Here is a 19456-nt window from a genome sequence, read left to right on the forward strand (position 1 = left end):
TTCCTCGTGCGGTGGTTAAACGCCCGGATTTTCCTTGCTTCATTGAGTTTGCGCAAGCCGCATCCGTAGAATACCGCCATGGACATCACCCCGATCATCGCCCCGTTAAACGATGCCCAACGTGAGGCCGTCACGTCTCCGGAAGCCTCGCTGCTGGTTCTGGCCGGCGCAGGGAGCGGCAAGACGCGGGTGCTGGTCCACCGTATCGCCTGGCTGATGCGGGCCGAGGAAATCCCGCCTCATGGCGTGCTGGCGGTAACCTTTACGAATAAGGCCGCAACGGAAATGCGTGGCCGCATCGAAGCGCTCCTCGGGATCAGCGCGCGCGAGTTGTGGATGGGCACGTTCCATGGCATTGCCCATCGCCTGCTGCGCCGACATGCCCGCGACGCCGGGCTCCCCGACGCGTTTCAGATCCTCGACTCGGACGACCAGTACCGGCTGATCCGCCGCATCCTGAAGACACTGGACCTCGATGAGGCGCGCTGGCCACCCCGCCAGATCCAGTGGTTCATCAATGGCTGCAAGGACGAAGGCCGGCGTGCGCGTCACCTCCCGGAGAGTTACGACCCGCATCAGGTCGAACTGCAGCGCATCTACCGGGCCTACGAGGACGCCTGCACCCGCAGCGGCCTGGTCGATTTTGCCGAACTGCTGTTGCGCGTGCACGAGTTGCTGCGCGACGATCCGGAGACGCTCGCGCATTACCAAAGGCGGTTTCACTACGTGCTGGTCGACGAGTTCCAGGACACCAACAAGATCCAGTACGCCTGGCTGCGACTGCTGACAAGGGAACGGCAAAACCTGTTCGTCGTGGGCGATGACGACCAGTCGATTTATGGCTGGCGCGGCGCCAAGATCGAGAACCTGTTCAGCTTCCAAAAAGATTATCCCGGCCACCGACTCGTGCGTCTGGAACAGAACTACCGTTCGACCGACACGATCCTGAAGGCCGCGAACGCCCTGATCGGCCACAACGAGGGCCGCCTCGGCAAGACCTTGTGGACCCAGGGCAGCGTCGGCGAACCCATATCGGTCTACGGTGCCTTCAACGAGACGGAAGAGGCTCAATTCGTCATCGAACGCATCCGGCAGTCAATCGAGCACGGCCACCGGCGCGCCGAGGCTGCAATCCTGTACCGATCCAACGCGCAATCACGCCAGTTCGAAGAGAAACTCGTCGCGATGGGCATCCCCTATCGCGTCTACGGCGGACTGCGTTTTTTCGAGCGCGCCGAGATCAAGGACGCACTCGCCTATCTGCGTTTGGTGGCCCACCGTGGCAACGATCCGTCGCTTGAACGAATCATCAATACACCCGTACGCGGCATCGGTGCCAAGACGCTGGACCTCATCCGCGATCTGGCGCGGCAGGAAAACACCTCGTTGTGGGAAGCAACCGAGCGGCTGTGCAGCGATCCGGGCCTTTCGGCGCGTGCCCGAACGCCGTTGGCCGGGTTCATCGGACTGATCCGTGCCCTCTCGGACGAAATCGCTGAACTGCCGTTGTGGGAGCAAGTGCAGCGGGTCATCGCACGCAGCGGATTGCTGGATCACTATCGCAAGGAACAGGGCGAGCAGGCCGAAGCGCGACTGGAGAACCTGGATGAACTCGTTAACGCTGCGCGCCAATTCGAGACCGAACCCGTCGACGAAGAACTGAGCCGACTCGACCAGTTCCTCGCACATGCTTCACTGGAGGCGGGCGAGAACCAGGCGGATGCATTCCAGGACTGCGTACAGTTGATGACACTGCATGCCGCGAAGGGCCTGGAATTCGACCTGGTCTTTATGGTCGGCATGGAGGAGGGGCTTTTTCCCAGCCTGCAGTCACTGGAAGAACCGGGCAGACTGGAAGAGGAGCGCCGACTGTGCTACGTCGGCATAACGCGCGCACGAAAGAAACTTTACCTTACCCACGCGGAATGTCGCCGCCTCTACGGTAAGGAAACCTACCCCAGACCATCGCGTTTCATCCGGGAAATCCCGTCCGAACAACTAGAGGAAGTGCGCTTGAGGGGCACGATAGCAAGACCGGCCGTCGGACTGGGGCCGACCAATGCCACCGTCGTTCCTAGCGAAACCGGACTCCGGCTGGGCCAGCGGGTGCAGCACGCCAAGTTTGGCGAAGGTGTAATCCTGCAACAAGAGGGGGTAGGCGCCCAGGCTAGAGTCCAGGTGAACTTTGCCGAAGCGGGCGCCAAATGGCTGATGCTGGCCTACGCCAAGCTTCAGCCACTCTGACGGCCGGGAATCGACCCGGCCAACGGTCGATTACGGCAACTCTTCGAGCTTGCCGGCCGGAACCGCGCCGTCCGAGCGGCCCTTCACGTACGCATAGAGTCCGTCGATACCTTCCATGACCTTGGTATTGTCCTTGTATGAAGGCATCGCGCCCTTGCCATTCGTCACCGTGGCGACGAACTGCTCCTTCGTGATGTTCTTCAACGCGGCGACGAGACTTGGGAAAGCTCCGCCGCCCTCGGCCGTCTGGCCATGGCAGGTTTCGCAACGCTCGCGCGTGTAGAGCTTGTAGCCCGAGAGCGTGGCCTTGTCGACCTTGTTGCCATCGACCTTGTAAGGCGCTTCCTGGGCCTGCGCCGGAGACTGCATACCAATGGCGAAAACAAGAGCGCCGATGGCGGTCAAACCAGTAGTAGGCGCCGTCCTGGTGATCTTACGCATAACATCCCCTCTTTTTCTGTTTGCAAATGCAACGAACAACGATTCATCGGGGCACGCGGATCGCCCGCCGCCCCTTGGGCGCACACATTAACCTGTAAGCCCGCAAAAAAAAAGCGGCTGTCGAGGGAACGGGCTCCCGTCTCCGGGTAACCCGTTTCAGCAACCGCCGCGATGCAAGTTGAGGTTATGCACTGCACCTAAAAGCAGGCCCGGCGCCAACTGCGCGACGCTGCATGGTGAGAGGCGGGCGGCAACCCTTACCCAACCGGGACGCGACGAGGCTGAGCCCTTTGACTCACGGCATACGATCTTTGTCACACCGCGGCCTGACAGACGCGGTCAACGGCCGCGCTGCCTACCGGAGATTGCATGTCGGAAGCTGTTTGCGAGCGCGTTGGCGGTCAGCGCGGCAAAGCGCGAATTAAGGAAAATTTCCCGATGCGAGGACGGATGATGCGCCATTCCGGCAAGAGTCGTTACCGGCTATCGGGCGCACCGAAAATGTCGCGGTAGGAGGCATAGAAGGACGCAACCCACACCGGCCCGAGGACGAGGAACCCCAACCCCAACGGAATCATGGCGACGACGCCGGCGAGGACCAGCAGCAAGGTATAGACGCAGAGGGGCCAGATGTTGCGCCAACACCCGACAAAGCTCGCCCTCAGGGCATCCGCGACGCCGCTATTCCGCAGCACCATCACCGCAGGTGCGAACCAGGTCGCCATGGCGACAGGCACGGCGAGCAGCAGCGCCACAGTCAGCACCGCGAGGGTGGCCCAGATCATGGAGGGGTCGAGATCAACCGGCAGGGTATCCGGCCATTCCGGCGTCTCCGTCAGGGCCGAACCGAAGTAGCCCATGCCCATCATGGCCGCGAAGGGAGCGTACATCACCAAGAGGACAGCGAACCATGCCGTCGCAATGATGATGCCCAGCACGACCAATGCCTTGCCCTGTGCGCACCACCCAGAGAGCAGATGGGAAAAGGTCAGCCTGCCGCCGCCCTCGACCTCGCGGCAACCAATCAGCAGGCCGGCGAGCAGCACGGTCTGCAGCACGGTGGAGGCCAGCGGCCCGACTGCGGGCACCGCCGACACAGTCAATGCAGCGAGCAGATAGACGAGCAGACAGCCGATCCAGATCGCCGGATCCCTGCGAAACAACGTGAACCCTTCGATCAACCAGGACCAGCCACGACCGGCTTCGACACGCGCGATAGGCATTCGCACCTCCATCAGGAAAGCGTCCTCACCCCATGAATCAGGTTCCGATGAAGTGCCTCAACGGCTCCCGTCTTGCGAGCGTGTATGATGCCTTATGCCTTCGAACAAATCTTGCAAGGAATACCTTTTGTCGGCCGGCGTCGTCGTGGTGAGGCGCTGCGCCGGCACGCCGCACTACCTGCTGCTGAGGGCCTTCAGTTACTGGGATTTTCCCAAGGGCATGGTGGAGCCGGGCGAGGATCCGTTCCAGGCCGCCCAGCGCGAGGTATGGGAAGAGGCCGGGTTGCGCGACCTGATGTTTCGCTGGGGCAAGGACTTCCAGGAAACGCCCCCCTACGGGATCGGCAAGATTGCCCGCTATTACCTGGCAGAATCGTTGAGCGGGAAGGTCGAACTGCACATCAATCCGCGACTCGGCAGGGCCGAACATGAAGAGTTTCGCTGGGTGGATGTTGCGGGCGCTCGGCAATTGCTCGTGGCACGCCTACAACCCATCCTCAACTGGGCGGATTGGCTGGTGCGGCTCGGCACCGACGCCCCCCGTGAAGCGATGACGGATTTGCCAGAACGCGCCTGACGACGCCGGCCAGCGGTTTCCGCTTGCCGTGACCGCAGTCTCACACACAGAGTTCATGGCTCTGGCGAGCCCAGGCAGGTGCCAGCAGGGCAGCCCGTGCGATCGGGCCGGTTCCTACGCGACGTTCCCGAAGCCACGAGGGTACCCCGACCCATCGGTCTCGGAGCCCCCCATGGAGAGACAACAACCGGCGGCACTAGCGCCGCCGGTTGCCTGAAGAAGCAGATCGCAGGACTAGATACGGTAGCAGTCGGTTACCGGACCCGGATCGCGTACACAGATCTTTCCGCCGTCGATCCAGCCCTGGCTCGTCTCGCCGTCCCTGTCGACCGGCTTGACGCGGAATCGATAGTTGTGCGGATGATCATAGGTCGGGAACACGATGGACCACTCGGTCGAAGTGCCACCCGGATTGCTCAGCGTGGCTTCGATCTGCGCCCATTGCGGTTGCCACAACGTACCTTCCGGGAGCCCCGGGCAACCGGCAGGCCCACAGTAGTATTCGTTGTGATCCGAGTTGCGAACTTCGACGAAGACCCTTTGGACGCCCGGGTTCGCGCCACGCGTGTCGGTCGCCGTACCCGTTACAGTGATGGGATAGACCTCTCGTCCGTTCGGAAAGCGCGAGAGCGGGTTCTGGCCCGCAGCCGGGTACGTGAAGGCAGCATCAGGCGGATTTCCCAGCGTTGGCACGGTGAATCGGGCCTGCGCGACTTCCGCGTCGTGCTGGCCGTCGGAATCGACCGCCTCCGCCTGGACATAGAACCTGCCTCCAGCAAACGCGATCGGGAACTTCGCTTGCCAAGTCACGTTAGGACCGCCCGCTGAAGGCGTGGTTGCGACCTCGGCCTGCATGAAGACGGGCACCCAGGTCTTCGTCACGGCATCCCACCATCGGCCGGTCGACGTGTCCTGCACCGCCAACAGCACTCGGCTGACCGACCTGTCATCGCTGGCGGACCCAGTCACCGTGAGCTCGGCACCGATACCCGGGTGAGGCACTGTACCGCCGGTCGGTGACGAAATCGACGTCTCCGGCTTGGCACTTGCACCGCCGCCAAGTCCGAATGCATACAAAAACCCATCCCCACTGCCTACGAAAACCCGATCCTCCGTGATTGCCGCAGAAGCGAAGATCGGGCCGCCGGTGTCATACGACCACATCTCCTGCCCTGCCCCATTGACCGCGTGGAACCTTCCGTGGACGTCGCCATAGAAGATCGCGGCATCACCGATCCGGGACCCGGAAGGGAAGGAAATCGACGGCGAAGCGAGGACGTCGTGACCTTCCGCCTGGAAGTCGGCCGTCTTCCAGATCTTGGCGCCGGTCGTCGCGTTGAGCGCATAAAGTCCGTAACCGTAGCCGAAGATGATGCGCCCCGGCAGGTAGGCGGCTGTCGACCGGACATGGTAATTCCCCGGCGAATCCGCCAGGACGTCATATTCCCAGAGTTGCTTGCCATCGTTCAGGTCGATGGCCCGCATCACCGAATTCTTCGCCGATACGAACCCGACACCGCCCGGCGTAGCGGGCCTGACATGCGCTGCCGTCACACCGGCACCGACGTCCAGATCGTTGATATTCGGGGCGGCCTGGAGTCGCCACAGCGGCACGTTTGTGGCCGCGTTGCCGGTAATGGCATTGATCGCGTAGACCGCGTTGTCAGGGCTCGATCCCCCGAACAGGATCAGCGGCGGATGGCCGCCGCCCCAGGCGGGAGCGAACGAAATCGGCGACCAGGTCCCGGCCAGCGGTTGAGGCGCACCAACAGGTCCATATCCGCTGAAACGCCACTTTTCTTTACAATCAGCCACATCGACCGCCGTGACGTGCCCCCCGTCGTCCGCCCCGGCCAGACCGGCGTCGCCGAAGAAAATCATCGGCGACGCCGGACCCGACCCATCAGGATCGGTGATGAGCGGAGAAGACGTGATGCCGCCGGGGCTGACGTACTGGCATTCGAGTTCACCCGTCAAGGCATTCAGTTTGCGCAGGTAGCGGTCCTGGCCGCCGACCCAGATGCTGTTACCCCAGATCACCGGCGTCGAATATACCACCGCGCCCGTCCTGAGATACCAGACGCGGTCGCCGGTTGCGGCGTCATACGCCGCAATCATCCGACTGTTGTTCCCAATGAAGACCAGGGTCTTTCTGATCGAGGGGAAGTACTTCGCGACAGGAGAGGCGGACACGGCCCCGCCCGTGTTCGCTTGCCATTGAATCGCCAGACCACCCACGTTCGACCCTTTGAAGACCGCATCCCGGACGGTCCCGGTGAGCGATCGATCCCCTGCGAGTTTGGTCCAGTCGCCCGCCTGTGCGCCCATTGCGCACAGACTGAGCAAGGTGACCGGACCCGCCTTTACCAGCATCCTTCGATACATACTTGAAACTCCGAACATCAATGGAATTACCTTCAGACAAAAATCAAAGCAAAACAAAAATCGCGGGGCACCAGACACCCGCCCGCATCCGACCATCGCGGCTCTCAGCCGCAGCATTCCCGAACTCAGAAACCGGCCGAGCCCAGGTGATTGCAGACGCTCCGATAGGCGCGGCACTGTTGGCATTCAGGAGCCGTCCTGGCAGGCAGGTGATTTCTTGACCACGCGTGTGGCGCGCCTCGGTCTGGCAGCCTGCTCGAACCCCGCTTGCAGCCAGTCACAAGCGTTGCACGCGGCAGGGGTTTTCAACAACCGTTCGAAGTTCACGCAGATGAAAAGCTATGTCGGCGAAAACTGCTGTAAAAAATCATGACACTCGCGATAGGGGATATGGCGGTCGAAACGCCACGGCACAGCCTTAAACCGTTGTTCAGCGACATCCTCCGGACCCGGCAGGTTCGACCTGACCCGCGCACCGGGCAAGCCTTAAGCCACAGTAGCACTACACCGACCCATGGCCGCCCTCCCCGTCGACGTCGCGAAAAATGGCGCCAAAGGTCATACACGCAATGGCTGAGCCACACGCTGTAAGTGACTGTTTCTATGAAACGCCACCCGGAAAAACACGACCGGATCAAATACACCGCAAAAGGAAGTGTAAAGAAAACTGACACATGAACCACGTCAAGTCCCTTTCGAGGCTGGTCGAAATCACCGGAGCCTGCGCTACGCCCGCCCTGCTACGATCAGGTGCCGGTCGCTCGCGACCGACACCTGGAGATGGCCCAATCCGGCCTGCCGTAGCTGCGCCTCCACCTCGGTGACGCGATAGGCCGCCCGCAGCGAGTTGCGAAAGTCTCTCCGCAGCAGTTCCGGCGCGTCCGCGGCATACCGCGCGACGAACTGCTCGACTTGCCGACTGTCGGTCGGTCGCAATAGGTCCATGACCAACACGGGAGCGCCCGGCACAGCGACTCGCTTAATCGCCGCCCACAAAACCATCGGATCCTGTAAATGGTGGAGCAGCGAATTTGAGATCAGAGCACCATATTCGCTGCGCGGAGGATCATCGAGCGGAAGATAGGCACGCGAAAGACGAACGCGATGCGCCAGGGCCCGGCTGGAGACGGCCGCCCGTCCAAGCCGCAGCATGCTTTCCGCACCGTCGATGCCGTCGATCTCGACCGCGTCGAAAGCGTCGGCAAAGCGCAGGGTCACGTCGGCGGTACCACACCCGAGATCCAGCACCGGCCCCTGCCAGAAGCCCGCTTCGAAGTGCTGGCCAAACAGCGTCACGAAATGGTTGTGCGGCTCCGCAAAATCAGCCAGATGATAGGCTTCCGCCTGATCGTCATCGTCCATCAAGTCCGGTTCCGGAATTCGTTCCATCGCAACACCTCCTCGTCCGTCGCGAAGTTCTCGACACCTGAGCCCTCTCTTCCGCCGAGTTACCCTGACGGGGGCGGGGAAATACGGCGGCAGCGCCGTCGACCACAGGATTTCAGAACCATGCGTCACTGACAAGCGATCAAACACCGAGTAACCGTGGCCAGCCGCCCGCTCCGTGCGGTGCTTCCGACCGCCCGCCAGCGATCTGCCGGTGTCGACGCTCTGGCGCTTTTGCCGCTCGGAACAGCTAGAATCGAAAGCCATCGCCTGCCACGGAGGCACTCCCATGCGGTTTCCCATGCTTCAAGCCCTGCTTGTACTGGCGCTGTCCGGTCACGGGGCCGTGACCAGCGCCACGACGCCCCATTCCTCCCCGGCAGAAGCGATACGGGTGGAGGCTTTTTCGCCGCAAGGGACGGTCAAGCCGATTCGGCAGGTCACCGCCCGTTTCTCGGCCCCGATGCTGCGCCTCGGCGATGCCCTCGGGCCGCAGCCCTTCCGGATCGACTGCCCGGTGGCCGGCCGCGGGCATTGGCTGGACAGCCGTAACTGGATCTACGATTTCGCGACCGACCTGCCTGCCGGACTGCGCTGCTCGTTCACCGTCGAGCCCTCGCTCAGTTCACTCGGTGGCCGCCTCCTGAGCGGCAACCGTGCGTTTACTTTTGATACGGGAGGACCCGGCATCATCGATTCGCTCCCGGGCGAGGGTCACGGCGGCATCGATGCCGACCAAAGCTTCATCCTGGCGCTCGACGCCGCAGCGACCGGCGAGTCGATCGCCGCTCATACTCATTGCGAGGTGGAAGGGGTTGGAGAGCGTATCGAAACCCAGTTGCTGACGGGCACCGCCCGCGACACCCTGCTGACCAGCAAACTTCGACAGGAATACCGCTACTTCTTCGACCGATTTCCCGACGCAAAAGCCCTGCAGGAACGCCTCGTTGCCCTGCAGTGCCGTCGCCGCCTGCCGCCGGACACACCCGTGCGATTGGTCTGGGGCAAGGGCATCGAGGCCGTTGGCAGCGGACTGGCGACGACCGAGGCCCGAACACTCGAATTCCGAACCCGCCCGTCCTTCACCGCCCGTTTCGAATGCGAACGCGTCAATGCCCAGGCCCAGTGTGTGCCGTTCCTGCCCATGAAGCTGTTCTTTTCGGCGTCGCTGCCGGCCGAACAGGCGGCCGCGATCCGCCTGGTCGCCCAGGCCGATGGTCGGACCTTTTCGCCCGAAGCCTTCGAGACCGGGAAGGCGACGATCGATCATGTAGTGTTCAAGGGGCCTTTCCCCGAAGCCTCCAAATTTGAAATCCGGCTCGGGGCCGACCTGACCGATGATGCCGGACGCCCGCTGGAAAACGCTGCGCGCTTTCCTTTACCGGTCGCGACCGACGAATATCCTCCGTTGGCCAAGTTCTCCGGGGAATTCGGCATCATTGAGTCCAACGAAGGCGGCATCTTGCCGGTCACGCTGCGGAATGTCGAAGACACCGTCGCAGCGGAACTCCTGGGGCCCGAGGCAACGCGGGGCGCTGCGCTGTCCGGGCAGTTACAACGCGTCGATGACGATGATGCACGAATCATCGGCTGGCTCAAGACCGTCAAGACGGCGGCTGAGCGGCGTGGAGAGTGGGTCGGGACTGGTACCGACAAGCCCCCGCACTGGAAGGAGCTGACCGGATCCACATCGGTGTTCGCCGGCACGGCGGGGACCACGCCGCTGTCCATCACCAAGCCACTGGGCGGCGGGTCTTTCGAAGTCATCGGCATTCCACTGCCAACGCCCGGCTTCTACGTGGTCGAACTGGCCAGCCCGCGGCTCGGAGCGGCGTTGCTGGGCGTACCGAGGCCGCGCTACGTGGCGACTTCGGCGCTGGTCACCAATCTCGCTGTACATTTCAAATGGGGACGAGAGTCCTCGCGCGTCTGGGTCACGACCCTGGACCGCGCCACACCCGTGGCTAATGCCGCGATACGGATCAGCGATTACTGCAAGGGCACCGTCATCTGGAACGGCACAACCGACGCCGCGGGGCTAGCCACGATCGGCGGCGCAACCCTTCCTCCCCCTAACGACGATCGTGACTGCGGCGACTGGAACGCTTCCCGCCCACCCCTGTTCGTCAGCGCGCGCGTCGACGGGCAGCTTGGCTTCACGTTCTCCGGCTGGAACCGAGGCATCCAGCCCAGCGACTTCGGCCTAATGACCGGATCGGCCGAGCAGGCCCGCGTCGCCCACGCCGTGCTCGATCGGAGCTTGCTGCGCAGCGGCGAGACCGTGTCGATGAAGCTTCTTCTCCGTGAGAAAGTCATGAACGGCTTTGCGGTTCCGGCGGGTACCCAACCGAACCAGCTGCGCATCACCCACTCCGGCAGCAACCAGGAATATCCGCTGCCGGTCGCATTCGATGCGCGCGGGATCGCCGAGGCCAGTTGGACGATTCCGCGAGAAGCCAAGTTGGGCGCTTACGACCTGCGGCTATACCGTGACGATCAGTGGCTCGCCGACGCGGGACAGTTTCAGGTGCAGCAGTTCCGGGTGCCGACGATGCGCGCCGTAATCCAGTCCGGCGCGGAACCCTTGGTCAACGCATCCAGCGCAACGGTCGACTTGTTCGTCAGCTATCTCAGCGGCGGTGGAGCGGGAGGCCTTCCGGTCGTGCTGCGGACACAAGTGCGGCCGCGCCCGTTGACCTTTCCGGCCTATGAGGATTTCAGTTTCGGTGGAACAGATGTGGCCGAAGGCCTGATCGAGGAGACCGACGAAGCACCCGACACGGTTACCGCGCCAGCGCGTACGCTGCCACTGACGCTGAACGGGAACGGCTCGGCGCGGACCACGCTGACCGACCTGCCGACCGCGCAGACACCCCAGGAACTGCTGGCTGAACTGGAATACCCGGATGCGAACGGCGAACGCCTCACGGTAGCACAGCGTATTCCGCTCTGGCCGGCGAAGCTGAATCTGGGCCTGCGGACCGAGAACTGGGCCGTGAGCCGCGATCGTCTGCAGTTCCAGGTCGTCGCACTCGGCCTGGACGGCAAACCGCTTGCGGGTCAGGCCATTCAGGTCGAGCTGTTCGCCAAGAAGACCTTTTCCTACCGCAAACGCCTGATCGGTGGCTTCTACGCGTACGAAAACCGATCTGAGTTGCGGCGACTCCCGGCGCGCTGCGACGTACGCACCGACCGCCTCGGGCTTGCATCCTGCGAGGTTCCACCGGCAAGCTCGGGAGCGGTCGTGTTGCGGGCGAGTGCGCGCGACGACCGCGGCAATATGGCGCTGGCCACCCGGGAAGTGTGGGTCGCCACCGGCGACGACTGGTGGTTCGAAGGCGGTCCGAGTGACCGCATGGATGTGTTGCCCGAGCGCGCCGCCTACGAGGCCGGCGACACCGCCCGCATTCAGGTGCGCAGCCCGTTCCGCGAGGCGACTGCGCTCGTCACGATCGAGCGCGAAGGCGTGCTCGATGCCTTCGTCACCGAGTTGTCCGGGAAATCACCGGTCATCGAAATCCCCATCAAGCCGCAGTATGCGCCAAATGCATTCGTCTCCGTGCTCGCGGTGCGCGGACGCGCGGCCGAGCCCCTTGGATGGCTACACGAACTGGGTCGCAAACTGCATCTGACCAAGGACAGGGAGAAGCTCACGGCCACCGTCGATCTCGACAAGCCGGCCTACCGGCTCGGCACGCGCAGCATCGACATTGGTTGGAAGCCGTACCGGCTGGACGTGAAGGTCATGCCCGAACGGGAAACGTACAAGGTCCGCGAACGGGCCCGAATCAAGGTCGCTGTGAACCGCGCCGACGCCGGACCGTTGCCGGAATCGGCCGAGATCGCTTTCGCGGCGGTCGACGAAGGCCTGCTCGAACTGAAGCCCAATCGCTCCTGGCAATTACTCGATGCGATGATGGGACGACGCGGTATCGAGGTGTTTACTTCGACCGCGCAAATGCAAGTCGTCGGCAAGCGTCACTATGGGCGAAAGGCGGTCCCACACGGCGGCGGGGGTGGACGTCAGCCGGCACGCGAGTTGTTCGACACGCTACTGCTTTGGCGCGGCCGTGTTCCGCTCGATGCCGGCGGGCAGGCGGAGGTCGAGGTGCCGCTGAACGATTCGATCACCGGCTTTCGTCTGACGGCGGTCGCCGATGGCGGCACCGGATATTTCGGAACCGGCAGCGCGACAATACGCGCGACCCAGGATCTGGCCCTGACCAGCGGCCTGCCGCCGCTGGTCAGGGAAGGCGATGACGTCGTGGCGATTTTCACCGCACGTAACACCTCGAATCGTGCCGTGACGGCCGACGTGTCGGCGAGTGTCTCCGCCCAATCCGGGCGACCGACGGTCCCGGCGTTAGCGCCGCAATCGCTGACCCTCAAGCCGGGAGAGGCGCAGGAACTACGCTGGGCGATGACGGTACCGACCGACACGGCACAGCTTACCTGGGACATCACGGCCAGCGAGCGCGACGGTGGCGATGCTCGCGACAACCTGAGATTGGCCCAGACGGTCATCCCGGCACTGCCGGTGCGCGTGCAGCAGGCCACACTGGTGCAACTTACCCAAGCTGTGCGCATCGAGACGGCTCGGCCACCGGATGCTGTTCCGGGAGCCGGTGGCGTGCGCGTCGAACTGCGGGAATGGCTGGGAGACGGCGGCGACGGCGTGCGCGAGTACATGCAAAGTTACCCCTACACGTGCCTGGAACAGCGCATCTCGCGGGCTGTCGCCCTCCGCGATCGTGGGCTATGGGACTCCATGATGGCGGAACTGCCGAGCTACACCGACGGGGACGGACTATTCCAATACTTTCCGGGAGACCGGCTCGAGGGGAGCGACACCTTGACCGCGTATCTTCTGGCAATGGCTGACGAAAGTGGCTGGCCCCTGCCCGAGGCGAGCCGTAATCGGGCAATAGCCGCATTGCAGGGCTTCGTCGAGGGACGGTTGTCGCGGCTGGTGGCCCCCTTCGCAACCGATCGGGTCGTGCGCAGACTGACGGCGATCGAAGCCCTGGCGCGGCATGGACAGGCGCGACCATCCATGCTGGACGCGCTGACCATCGAACCTGCTCTTTGGCCGACGTCAGCCATCCTGGATTGGCTCGGGATCCTGCAGCGCCTGCCCACCCTCGCCGGTCGCGACGCCCGACTGCAGGAAGCCGCACAGACCTTGAGGTCACGCTTGAGCTTTCGCGGCACTACTGCCGGATTCTCCACCGAACGGTCCGACGGACTGCCGTGGCTGATGGCCGGCACCGACGCCAACCTCGCGCGGTTGATACTTGCCGTATCGGGGCGTATCGACTGGCGCAGTGACCTGCCTCGTCTGGTGACCGGCGCGCTGGGACGCCAGAGAAAAGGCCACTGGGACACGACGGTCGCCAACGCCTGGGGCACCCTGGCGCTCGAGAAATTCGCAGCGGCCTTTCGCGGCGGGACGGTAAGCGGCGTAACACAAGTGAAGCTGGCGGAGCAGCAAGCCTCCTGGCACTTTGGTCCGGACTCTACCCGCGGCACCGTGGATCTCCCCTGGCCCACGCAACCGGCGGCACTGGAACTGGAACATCAGGGGAGCGGCACGCCCTGGGCGACGATCCAGAGCCGAGCCGCCGTGCCGTTGCGCGCGGACGATTTCAATGGCTATGCGATACACCGGACGCTGCTGCCGGTTGAGCAGCGTCAGGCCGGGATCTGGAGCCGCGGCGACGTCGCGCGTGTCCGTTTGGAACTGGAAGCTCAGGCCGACATGGCCTGGGTGGTCGTCGACGATCCGATTCCGTCCGGAGCCTCGATTCTGGGCACGGGCCTGGGACGCGACTCATCGCTGCTGACGGCAGACGAGCGCCAGGATGGCGGGGCTTGGCCGCTTTATCAGGAGCGGCGTTTCGACGCTTTCAGGTCCTACTACGATTATGTCCCCAAGGGCCGGTGGACCGTCGAGTACACGGTGCGGTTCAACAATCCGGGCCGGTTTGCCTTGCCCCCGACGCGGGTCGAGGCGCTCTACGCGCCTGAGGTATTCGGTGAGAGCCCGAATGGCACGCTGGAAGTCAAGGAGCCATGATCAGCTGCATCCGCGCCGCGCTTGAGTGGGAGCGATTCGGCCCGAGCGCTCCTCGGATGCACCGAGACGAATACGGTGCATAGCATGCCGCTTGAGTGAGGGCACAACTGATCGCCTCTTGTCTGCACGCCCCGCAGTAGAGTCTTCCATTTAGGTGCTTCGCCCGAAATTTCGGGGCGGATCCCTGCCGCCCAGCGAGTCTCGCCCATCGTATGGGCGACGGAGAAGCCAGAGCCCCCTGCGGACTCGATCCACCCGGCGCCTGTTTGCGATCGACCCGGCGGGAAAGGCAACCAATGACGACACAACGGATGGTGGCGCGAAGCACGCGCGCCACCGCCGGAAAAGCCTTCGTCTAATGTCTAGCGGGAACCCTCACTGGATTTGGAGGGTCTTCGCCACACTCGGCACACCCCGAGCGTCGAGGGCGAACAGCATCCAGTAACCCGGCAGAGCGGTGCCGCTCTGCGCAGGAATGGTGAGCCTGTAACGATTCCTGACCGCCGCGCTGGTGTGCCTCAGCAGGACTCGCCGCTGGTCGTTGTTGACGGTATGGGTGGTCGATGACATGCGTAGCATCGCCCACTCACTGACGGGCCGGTCGGTATCGACCGTGATGGTGGCACCCAACGCCGCTACCGCCGGTGCCTGGCTAATGACCGGCCGATTAGCCAGCGAGCCATCCTCGTTCAGTAAATAGGGGGGAGTCAGGATCTGTACGTCCGGATGATTCCCCGGGCAACCGGTTGATTGCATGGCATTGACGCCGCACAAGCCACTGCCGCCGGAAAGTACCCGCCCATCCTGCAACAGCAAGGCCACGCTGTGATAGTTGCGCGCTACCGCGATCGGCGCATTCAGCTTGGTGAACACCTGGGTCCGCGGGTCCCACAGTTCCGTCTCGAACACGGCATCGTCGTCATAGAACAGCCGAACACGACTCTGACCGCCCACGACGATGACCTGACCATTGGGCAAAACCACGCTGTTGGAGAAGGTCCGCGGGTGATTCATGGGAGCGAGTCGCTTGACGGCAACGTTGCGGCTCTGGTTGATGTCTATCTGATAGGCCCGGTCGAAGGCGTCACCGGAATCGTAATTCGGAGCGCCGCCGAGCTTCAGGATCCGGCTCGTGTCACCGGTGTCGTATAGGACGAAGTTGCCGTTAATGCTGTAGGTGTCGTCCCCGCGCGGAATCCCGGCCGACACGCTGCCACCGTTCTTCGTGTCGATCCAGTGCATTTGGGCACTTGGGCCGGCATGGAATACCCAACCATCGCGCTGCGCAAACAATGCGACATGATTGTCACCCCGGTAGGTACCGCCGAGATCAGGGCCAATGATGTCCGACGTATCCGGCAGCGGCACGCCTGACAGCAAACTCCAGGCATCGGCTGAGGTCGAGTAAAGTTCACCCGCCTTGTTGCCGATCCCGCCGCTCCACGATCCGCCTAGCGTGAAAACGTCGCCGGTCGACAATACCGTGTTGCCCTGATAAGCACGGTTGATGTTCATCTGCCGTCCCCGAATCCACGGATCGGCCAGAGACTCGAATGGATCAAATATGCTGGTGCGCCGGCTCGAACTGCCGCCGGACACGAGAAGCCTGCCATCCGGCAAGTTGCTGGTTCCTGGGCAGAACATGTCGTGGTTGGTGTTCGATATGCGGTACTGGGACCAGTCGCCAGTGCTGGGGTCAATAACCACCGACTCAGTCTGTGCAGGCTCGCCCGCACCCGGCACTTGGAAGTACAGCTCGGCCCCTGCAGACCAGCCAAGAACCCTGCCGTCCGGGAGATTCGACACGGCCACAGGCACCAGCGGCAGATTGATCAGGGTTCCCCACGAGGCCCGCGGGTTGGCAATGGCCAGAGTCCAGTTTTGCGTCGGCGCCGCATTGCTGCAGGCCGTTTGCACCAGCGCGGCACCTTTGGCGCGACTCGCGCCAGCCACGTCGAGGCAAAGCCCACTCAGATTGGATTCCAGCCGATAGGCCGAGCGAGACACCTGAGCGCGAAGCAGCCACTGTTCGGCACGCTGAGCGCTGCAGGCAACCTGGACGAGTCGCGCGCCGGACTGCATCCCTGCCCCGTCCGTCGCGACATCGACTGCCAGACAGGCCCCACTGTGGCCGGCGACGATCCGGTAAGCTCCAGCCGCCCCGGACGCATACGGTTGCAGTGTCCACTGTGTGTTGAGGGTCGTGCCACAGGCTTGCTGAACGACTGCAGTTCCCGCAGCGGACTGCGCACCGGGCACAACCGCACACAGGCCGCTTTCCTGACCGATCAGGTGGACCGGGGTCTCCGGCGTCACGAGCCCTCGACCGATCACAAAGCGCTTGTGCGACACATCGGTGCAAGGCTGCAGTTCCATGGCCGCCCCCCGCGTACGCGATGCGCCGCGCACCGTCGCACAGAGGCCGCTTTGCCGCGAAACGAGCTGCAAGCGGCCACCCGACGGAGAAACGTTCCAAAAGCGACTCGGCACGTTGCAGGCGGCCTCAACCAGAGAGGCACCGGCATCGCTGCCGTCTCCCTCGACTGCGAGGCAACGTCGCGTCTTGGCATTGATGATCACTGATGAGCCGGACCGGCGCTGTATGGTCCAGCGCTGCCCCGTCTGGCCCTGGCAGTCCCATTGTGCGACAGCATTGGGCGAACCGGCTACGCGCCCAAGATCCAGACATTGGCCAGAGCTTTCGGCGATGATGCTGTCGTACGCGGTACGGACCAGCGAGGTCGTGGCGGACGCCGATGAAGCCGCACCCAACGACATCAGGACAACCGCAAATAACCGTATCGCCCGCAAGGGAAATTGAACACTTTTCAGCAAATGACTCATGCGTCGCGTAACCTCGATTGACAATATGCGTTCACGTAAATGACCCGAGTTGGACTTCACCCGGCTGTACTTCACCACCCACGCTCGGTAGGGCCATCAACTGGGCTGATGCTCCAGCCCAAACACCATGCAGCAAGCGCTGCTAGGGGAGACGTACTGCGAATGGCGATCAAACCATCCGGGGTGTCGCTCGGAAAACGACTACCCGACAGAACAAGCACGTGACGTACCAACACCTATAACCCCCTTCCCCGCGACGACAAACAGCCTGTCACCGACGGAGGATAGGCGCACCGGCACCCGGAGTGTAAAAAATGCTGACGTCAGCAAAAGCAATATGCTGACGCGTCGATCGGCAGCGATCAGGATCGGCCTGAAACACGGGACAGACTCACCGGCGCGACTACGCGCGAAACGCGATGAGGCGTCGGTGCCTCCTCATGGCCGGAATGCGAAAACCGCAACAGCAGCGTAATCCGCCCAGGGACGGCGCCGGCCTAGGCCGGCGCGGCGGAACCTGCGCTCAATGAAGTCTTGGGGGAAAACGAGCCCCGGGACAGAAAGCCCGCGCGTCCCTGGACCCGGACGCGAAACGGATGCGGTCAGGTGATGACGGTCGGCTCGGTCATGCCGGTACGCTTCTTGACCTCGCACAGTCGTTCCGCAAGCTCGATCAGGTCGCGCAGCGCCTCCTGGGTTTCGGTCCCGTGCAGCGCCTCATCACGCACATAGCGTTCCACGTAAATACGCAAGGTTGCCCCCTCCGTGCCTGTACCGGACAGCCGGAACACGATCCTCGATCCATCCTCGAAAAGGATGCGGATGCCCTGCTTGTCGCTGGTGCTGCCATCGACCGGATCCTTGTAGGAAAAATCGTCCGCCAAGCGAACGACTTGCGCGCCGAGCGTCTGCCCTGCCAGACTAGGCAACTGATCGCGCAGCAACTGGAGAATACTGTCTCCGATCACGGAATCGATACCTTCGTAATCGTGGCGCGTGTAGAAATCCCTGCCGAACCGGCGCCAGTGATCGCGGACGATTTCAGCCACCGACTGCCGACGCACCGTCACCAGATTCAGCCAGAACAACACCGCCCACAACCCGTCCTTTTCCCGAACGTGGCCAGATCCTGTCCCGAAGCTCTCCTCCCCGCACAGGGTGATCTTGTTCGCATCCAGCAGGTTGCCGAAGAATTTCCAGCCGGTCGGGGTTTCGAAGCATTCGACCCCAAGAGCCCTCGCGACGCGATCCGCTGCCTGGCTGGTCGGCATTGAACGTGCGATACCGCAGACACCGTTCCGGTACCCCGGAATCAGGTGCGCATTGGCAGCGAGCACGGCAAGACTGTCGCTGGGTGTCACGAAGAACCGTGCCCCCATGATCATGTTACGATCGCCGTCCCCGTCGGATGCAGCGCCCAGGGTTGGCGCCTTGGCACCGTACATCAGTTCGGCCAGTGCGTGCGCGTAGGTCAGGTTGGGATCCGGATGACCACCCCCGAAATCCTCGAGCGGCACCGCATTCATGACACACCCGGGGGCGGCGCCCAAGCGGTCCTCCAGAATCCGCTTGGCATAAGGTCCGGTGACGGCATGCATTGCGTCGAAGCGGAGCGTGATCGTGCCGGTCTTCAGCGCACCCTTGATCAGTTCGAAGTCGAACAGGCTTTCCATCAACTCGGCGTAATCGTCCACCGGATCGATGACCGTGACTGTCATCTCGCCCAGTTGGTACTCGCCGAGCCGGTCGAGATCGATCTCCTGCGACTCGGCGATCCGATACTCCGCAATTTCGAGGGTCCGCGAGTAGACCGCATTGGTGAAGCTCTCCGGGGCGGGCCCACCGTTAGCAACGTTGAATTTGATGCCGAAATCCTCGTCCGGTCCGCCCGGATTATGGCTGGCCGACAGGACGAAGCCGCCGAGCGCCTTGTTCTTGCGGATAACGCAGGAAGCCGCCGGGGTCGACAAAATCGCACCGCGGCCAACCAGAAGGCGCCCCACGCCTGCGGCCGCCGACATTCGGATGATGATCTGCGAGGCTTGGCGATTGAAGTAGCGACCATCGCCCCCCAGCACGAGGGTCTTGCCGTTGACGTCACCGAGCGTATCGAATACCGACTGCACGAAATTTTCGAGATAGCCAGGCTGCTGGAACACCTTGACTTTCTTGCGCAGCCCGGAGGTTCCTGGCTTTTGGTCCGGATAAGGTTGGGTCTTTCTGGTCTCGATGAGCATAGTTATTGTCCGATGAGCTTAGTGAGTCGTACCATTTACTGGC

9 protein-coding genes are annotated in these 19456 nt (G+C 63.0%); 3 read left to right on the forward strand and 6 right to left on the reverse strand.

Annotated elements, in window-relative coordinates; all coding sequences use genetic code 11:
• The first annotated feature begins 78 nt into the window (after window positions 1-78).
• Window positions 79-2244 (forward strand): DNA helicase II, encoded by a 2166-nt coding sequence (gene uvrD / locus ACW73L_RS13555; protein ID WP_498922727.1) that lies wholly within the window; start codon window positions 79-81, stop codon window positions 2242-2244.
• 30 nt (window positions 2245-2274) lie between these two features.
• On the opposite strand, the gene ACW73L_RS13560 is transcribed toward uvrD, so the two are convergent.
• Together ACW73L_RS13560 and ACW73L_RS13565 are read right to left on the reverse strand one after the other, a co-directional pair.
• A complete protein-coding gene (locus ACW73L_RS13560; protein ID WP_498922728.1) occupies window positions 2275-2685 on the reverse strand; it encodes a c-type cytochrome in 411 nt (136 codons plus the stop codon).
• Window positions 2686-3161: 476 nt separating this feature from the next.
• On the reverse strand, window positions 3162-3908 hold the full coding sequence (locus tag ACW73L_RS13565) for a BPSS1780 family membrane protein (protein ID WP_498922730.1): 747 nt from the start codon (window positions 3906-3908) through the stop codon (window positions 3162-3164).
• A 94-nt stretch (window positions 3909-4002) separates the two neighbouring features.
• Between ACW73L_RS13565 and ACW73L_RS13570 the strand changes: the two genes are divergently transcribed.
• The gene (locus tag ACW73L_RS13570) at window positions 4003-4485 is read left to right on the forward strand and encodes a bis(5'-nucleosyl)-tetraphosphatase (protein WP_498922732.1); all 483 of its coding nucleotides are present in this window, start codon (window positions 4003-4005) and stop codon (window positions 4483-4485) included.
• 234 nt (window positions 4486-4719) lie between these two features.
• Here the strand turns inward: ACW73L_RS13570 and ACW73L_RS13575 are convergent, their stop codons facing one another.
• Together ACW73L_RS13575 and ACW73L_RS13580 are read right to left on the reverse strand one after the other, a co-directional pair.
• The gene (locus ACW73L_RS13575; RefSeq protein ID WP_498922734.1) at window positions 4720-6870 is read right to left on the reverse strand and encodes an outer membrane protein assembly factor BamB family protein; all 2151 of its coding nucleotides are present in this window, start codon (window positions 6868-6870) and stop codon (window positions 4720-4722) included.
• A 726-nt stretch (window positions 6871-7596) separates the two neighbouring features.
• Complete coding sequence (locus tag ACW73L_RS13580) at window positions 7597-8259, reverse strand: class I SAM-dependent methyltransferase (protein ID WP_498922735.1); 663 nt, start codon at window positions 8257-8259, stop codon at window positions 7597-7599.
• A gap of 286 nt (window positions 8260-8545) precedes the next feature.
• Between ACW73L_RS13580 and ACW73L_RS13585 the strand changes: the two genes are divergently transcribed.
• Entirely contained in the window at window positions 8546-14332 is a 5787-nt protein-coding gene (locus tag ACW73L_RS13585; RefSeq protein WP_498922736.1) for an alpha-2-macroglobulin family protein, read from the forward strand.
• Window positions 14333-14707: 375 nt separating this feature from the next.
• On the opposite strand, the gene ACW73L_RS13590 is transcribed toward ACW73L_RS13585, so the two are convergent.
• Together ACW73L_RS13590 and ACW73L_RS13595 are read right to left on the reverse strand one after the other, a co-directional pair.
• On the reverse strand, window positions 14708-17176 hold the full coding sequence (locus ACW73L_RS13590) for an RICIN domain-containing protein (RefSeq protein WP_498922738.1): 2469 nt from the start codon (window positions 17174-17176) through the stop codon (window positions 14708-14710).
• 602 nt (window positions 17177-17778) lie between these two features.
• Window positions 17779-19413: an alpha-D-glucose phosphate-specific phosphoglucomutase gene (locus tag ACW73L_RS13595; protein ID WP_498922739.1), complete on the reverse strand. Its 1635-nt coding sequence runs from the start codon at window positions 19411-19413 to the stop codon at window positions 17779-17781.
• Between the last annotated feature and the right edge of the window lie 43 nt (window positions 19414-19456).

The sequence above is a fragment of the Methylolobus aquaticus genome, from assembly GCF_054172105.1.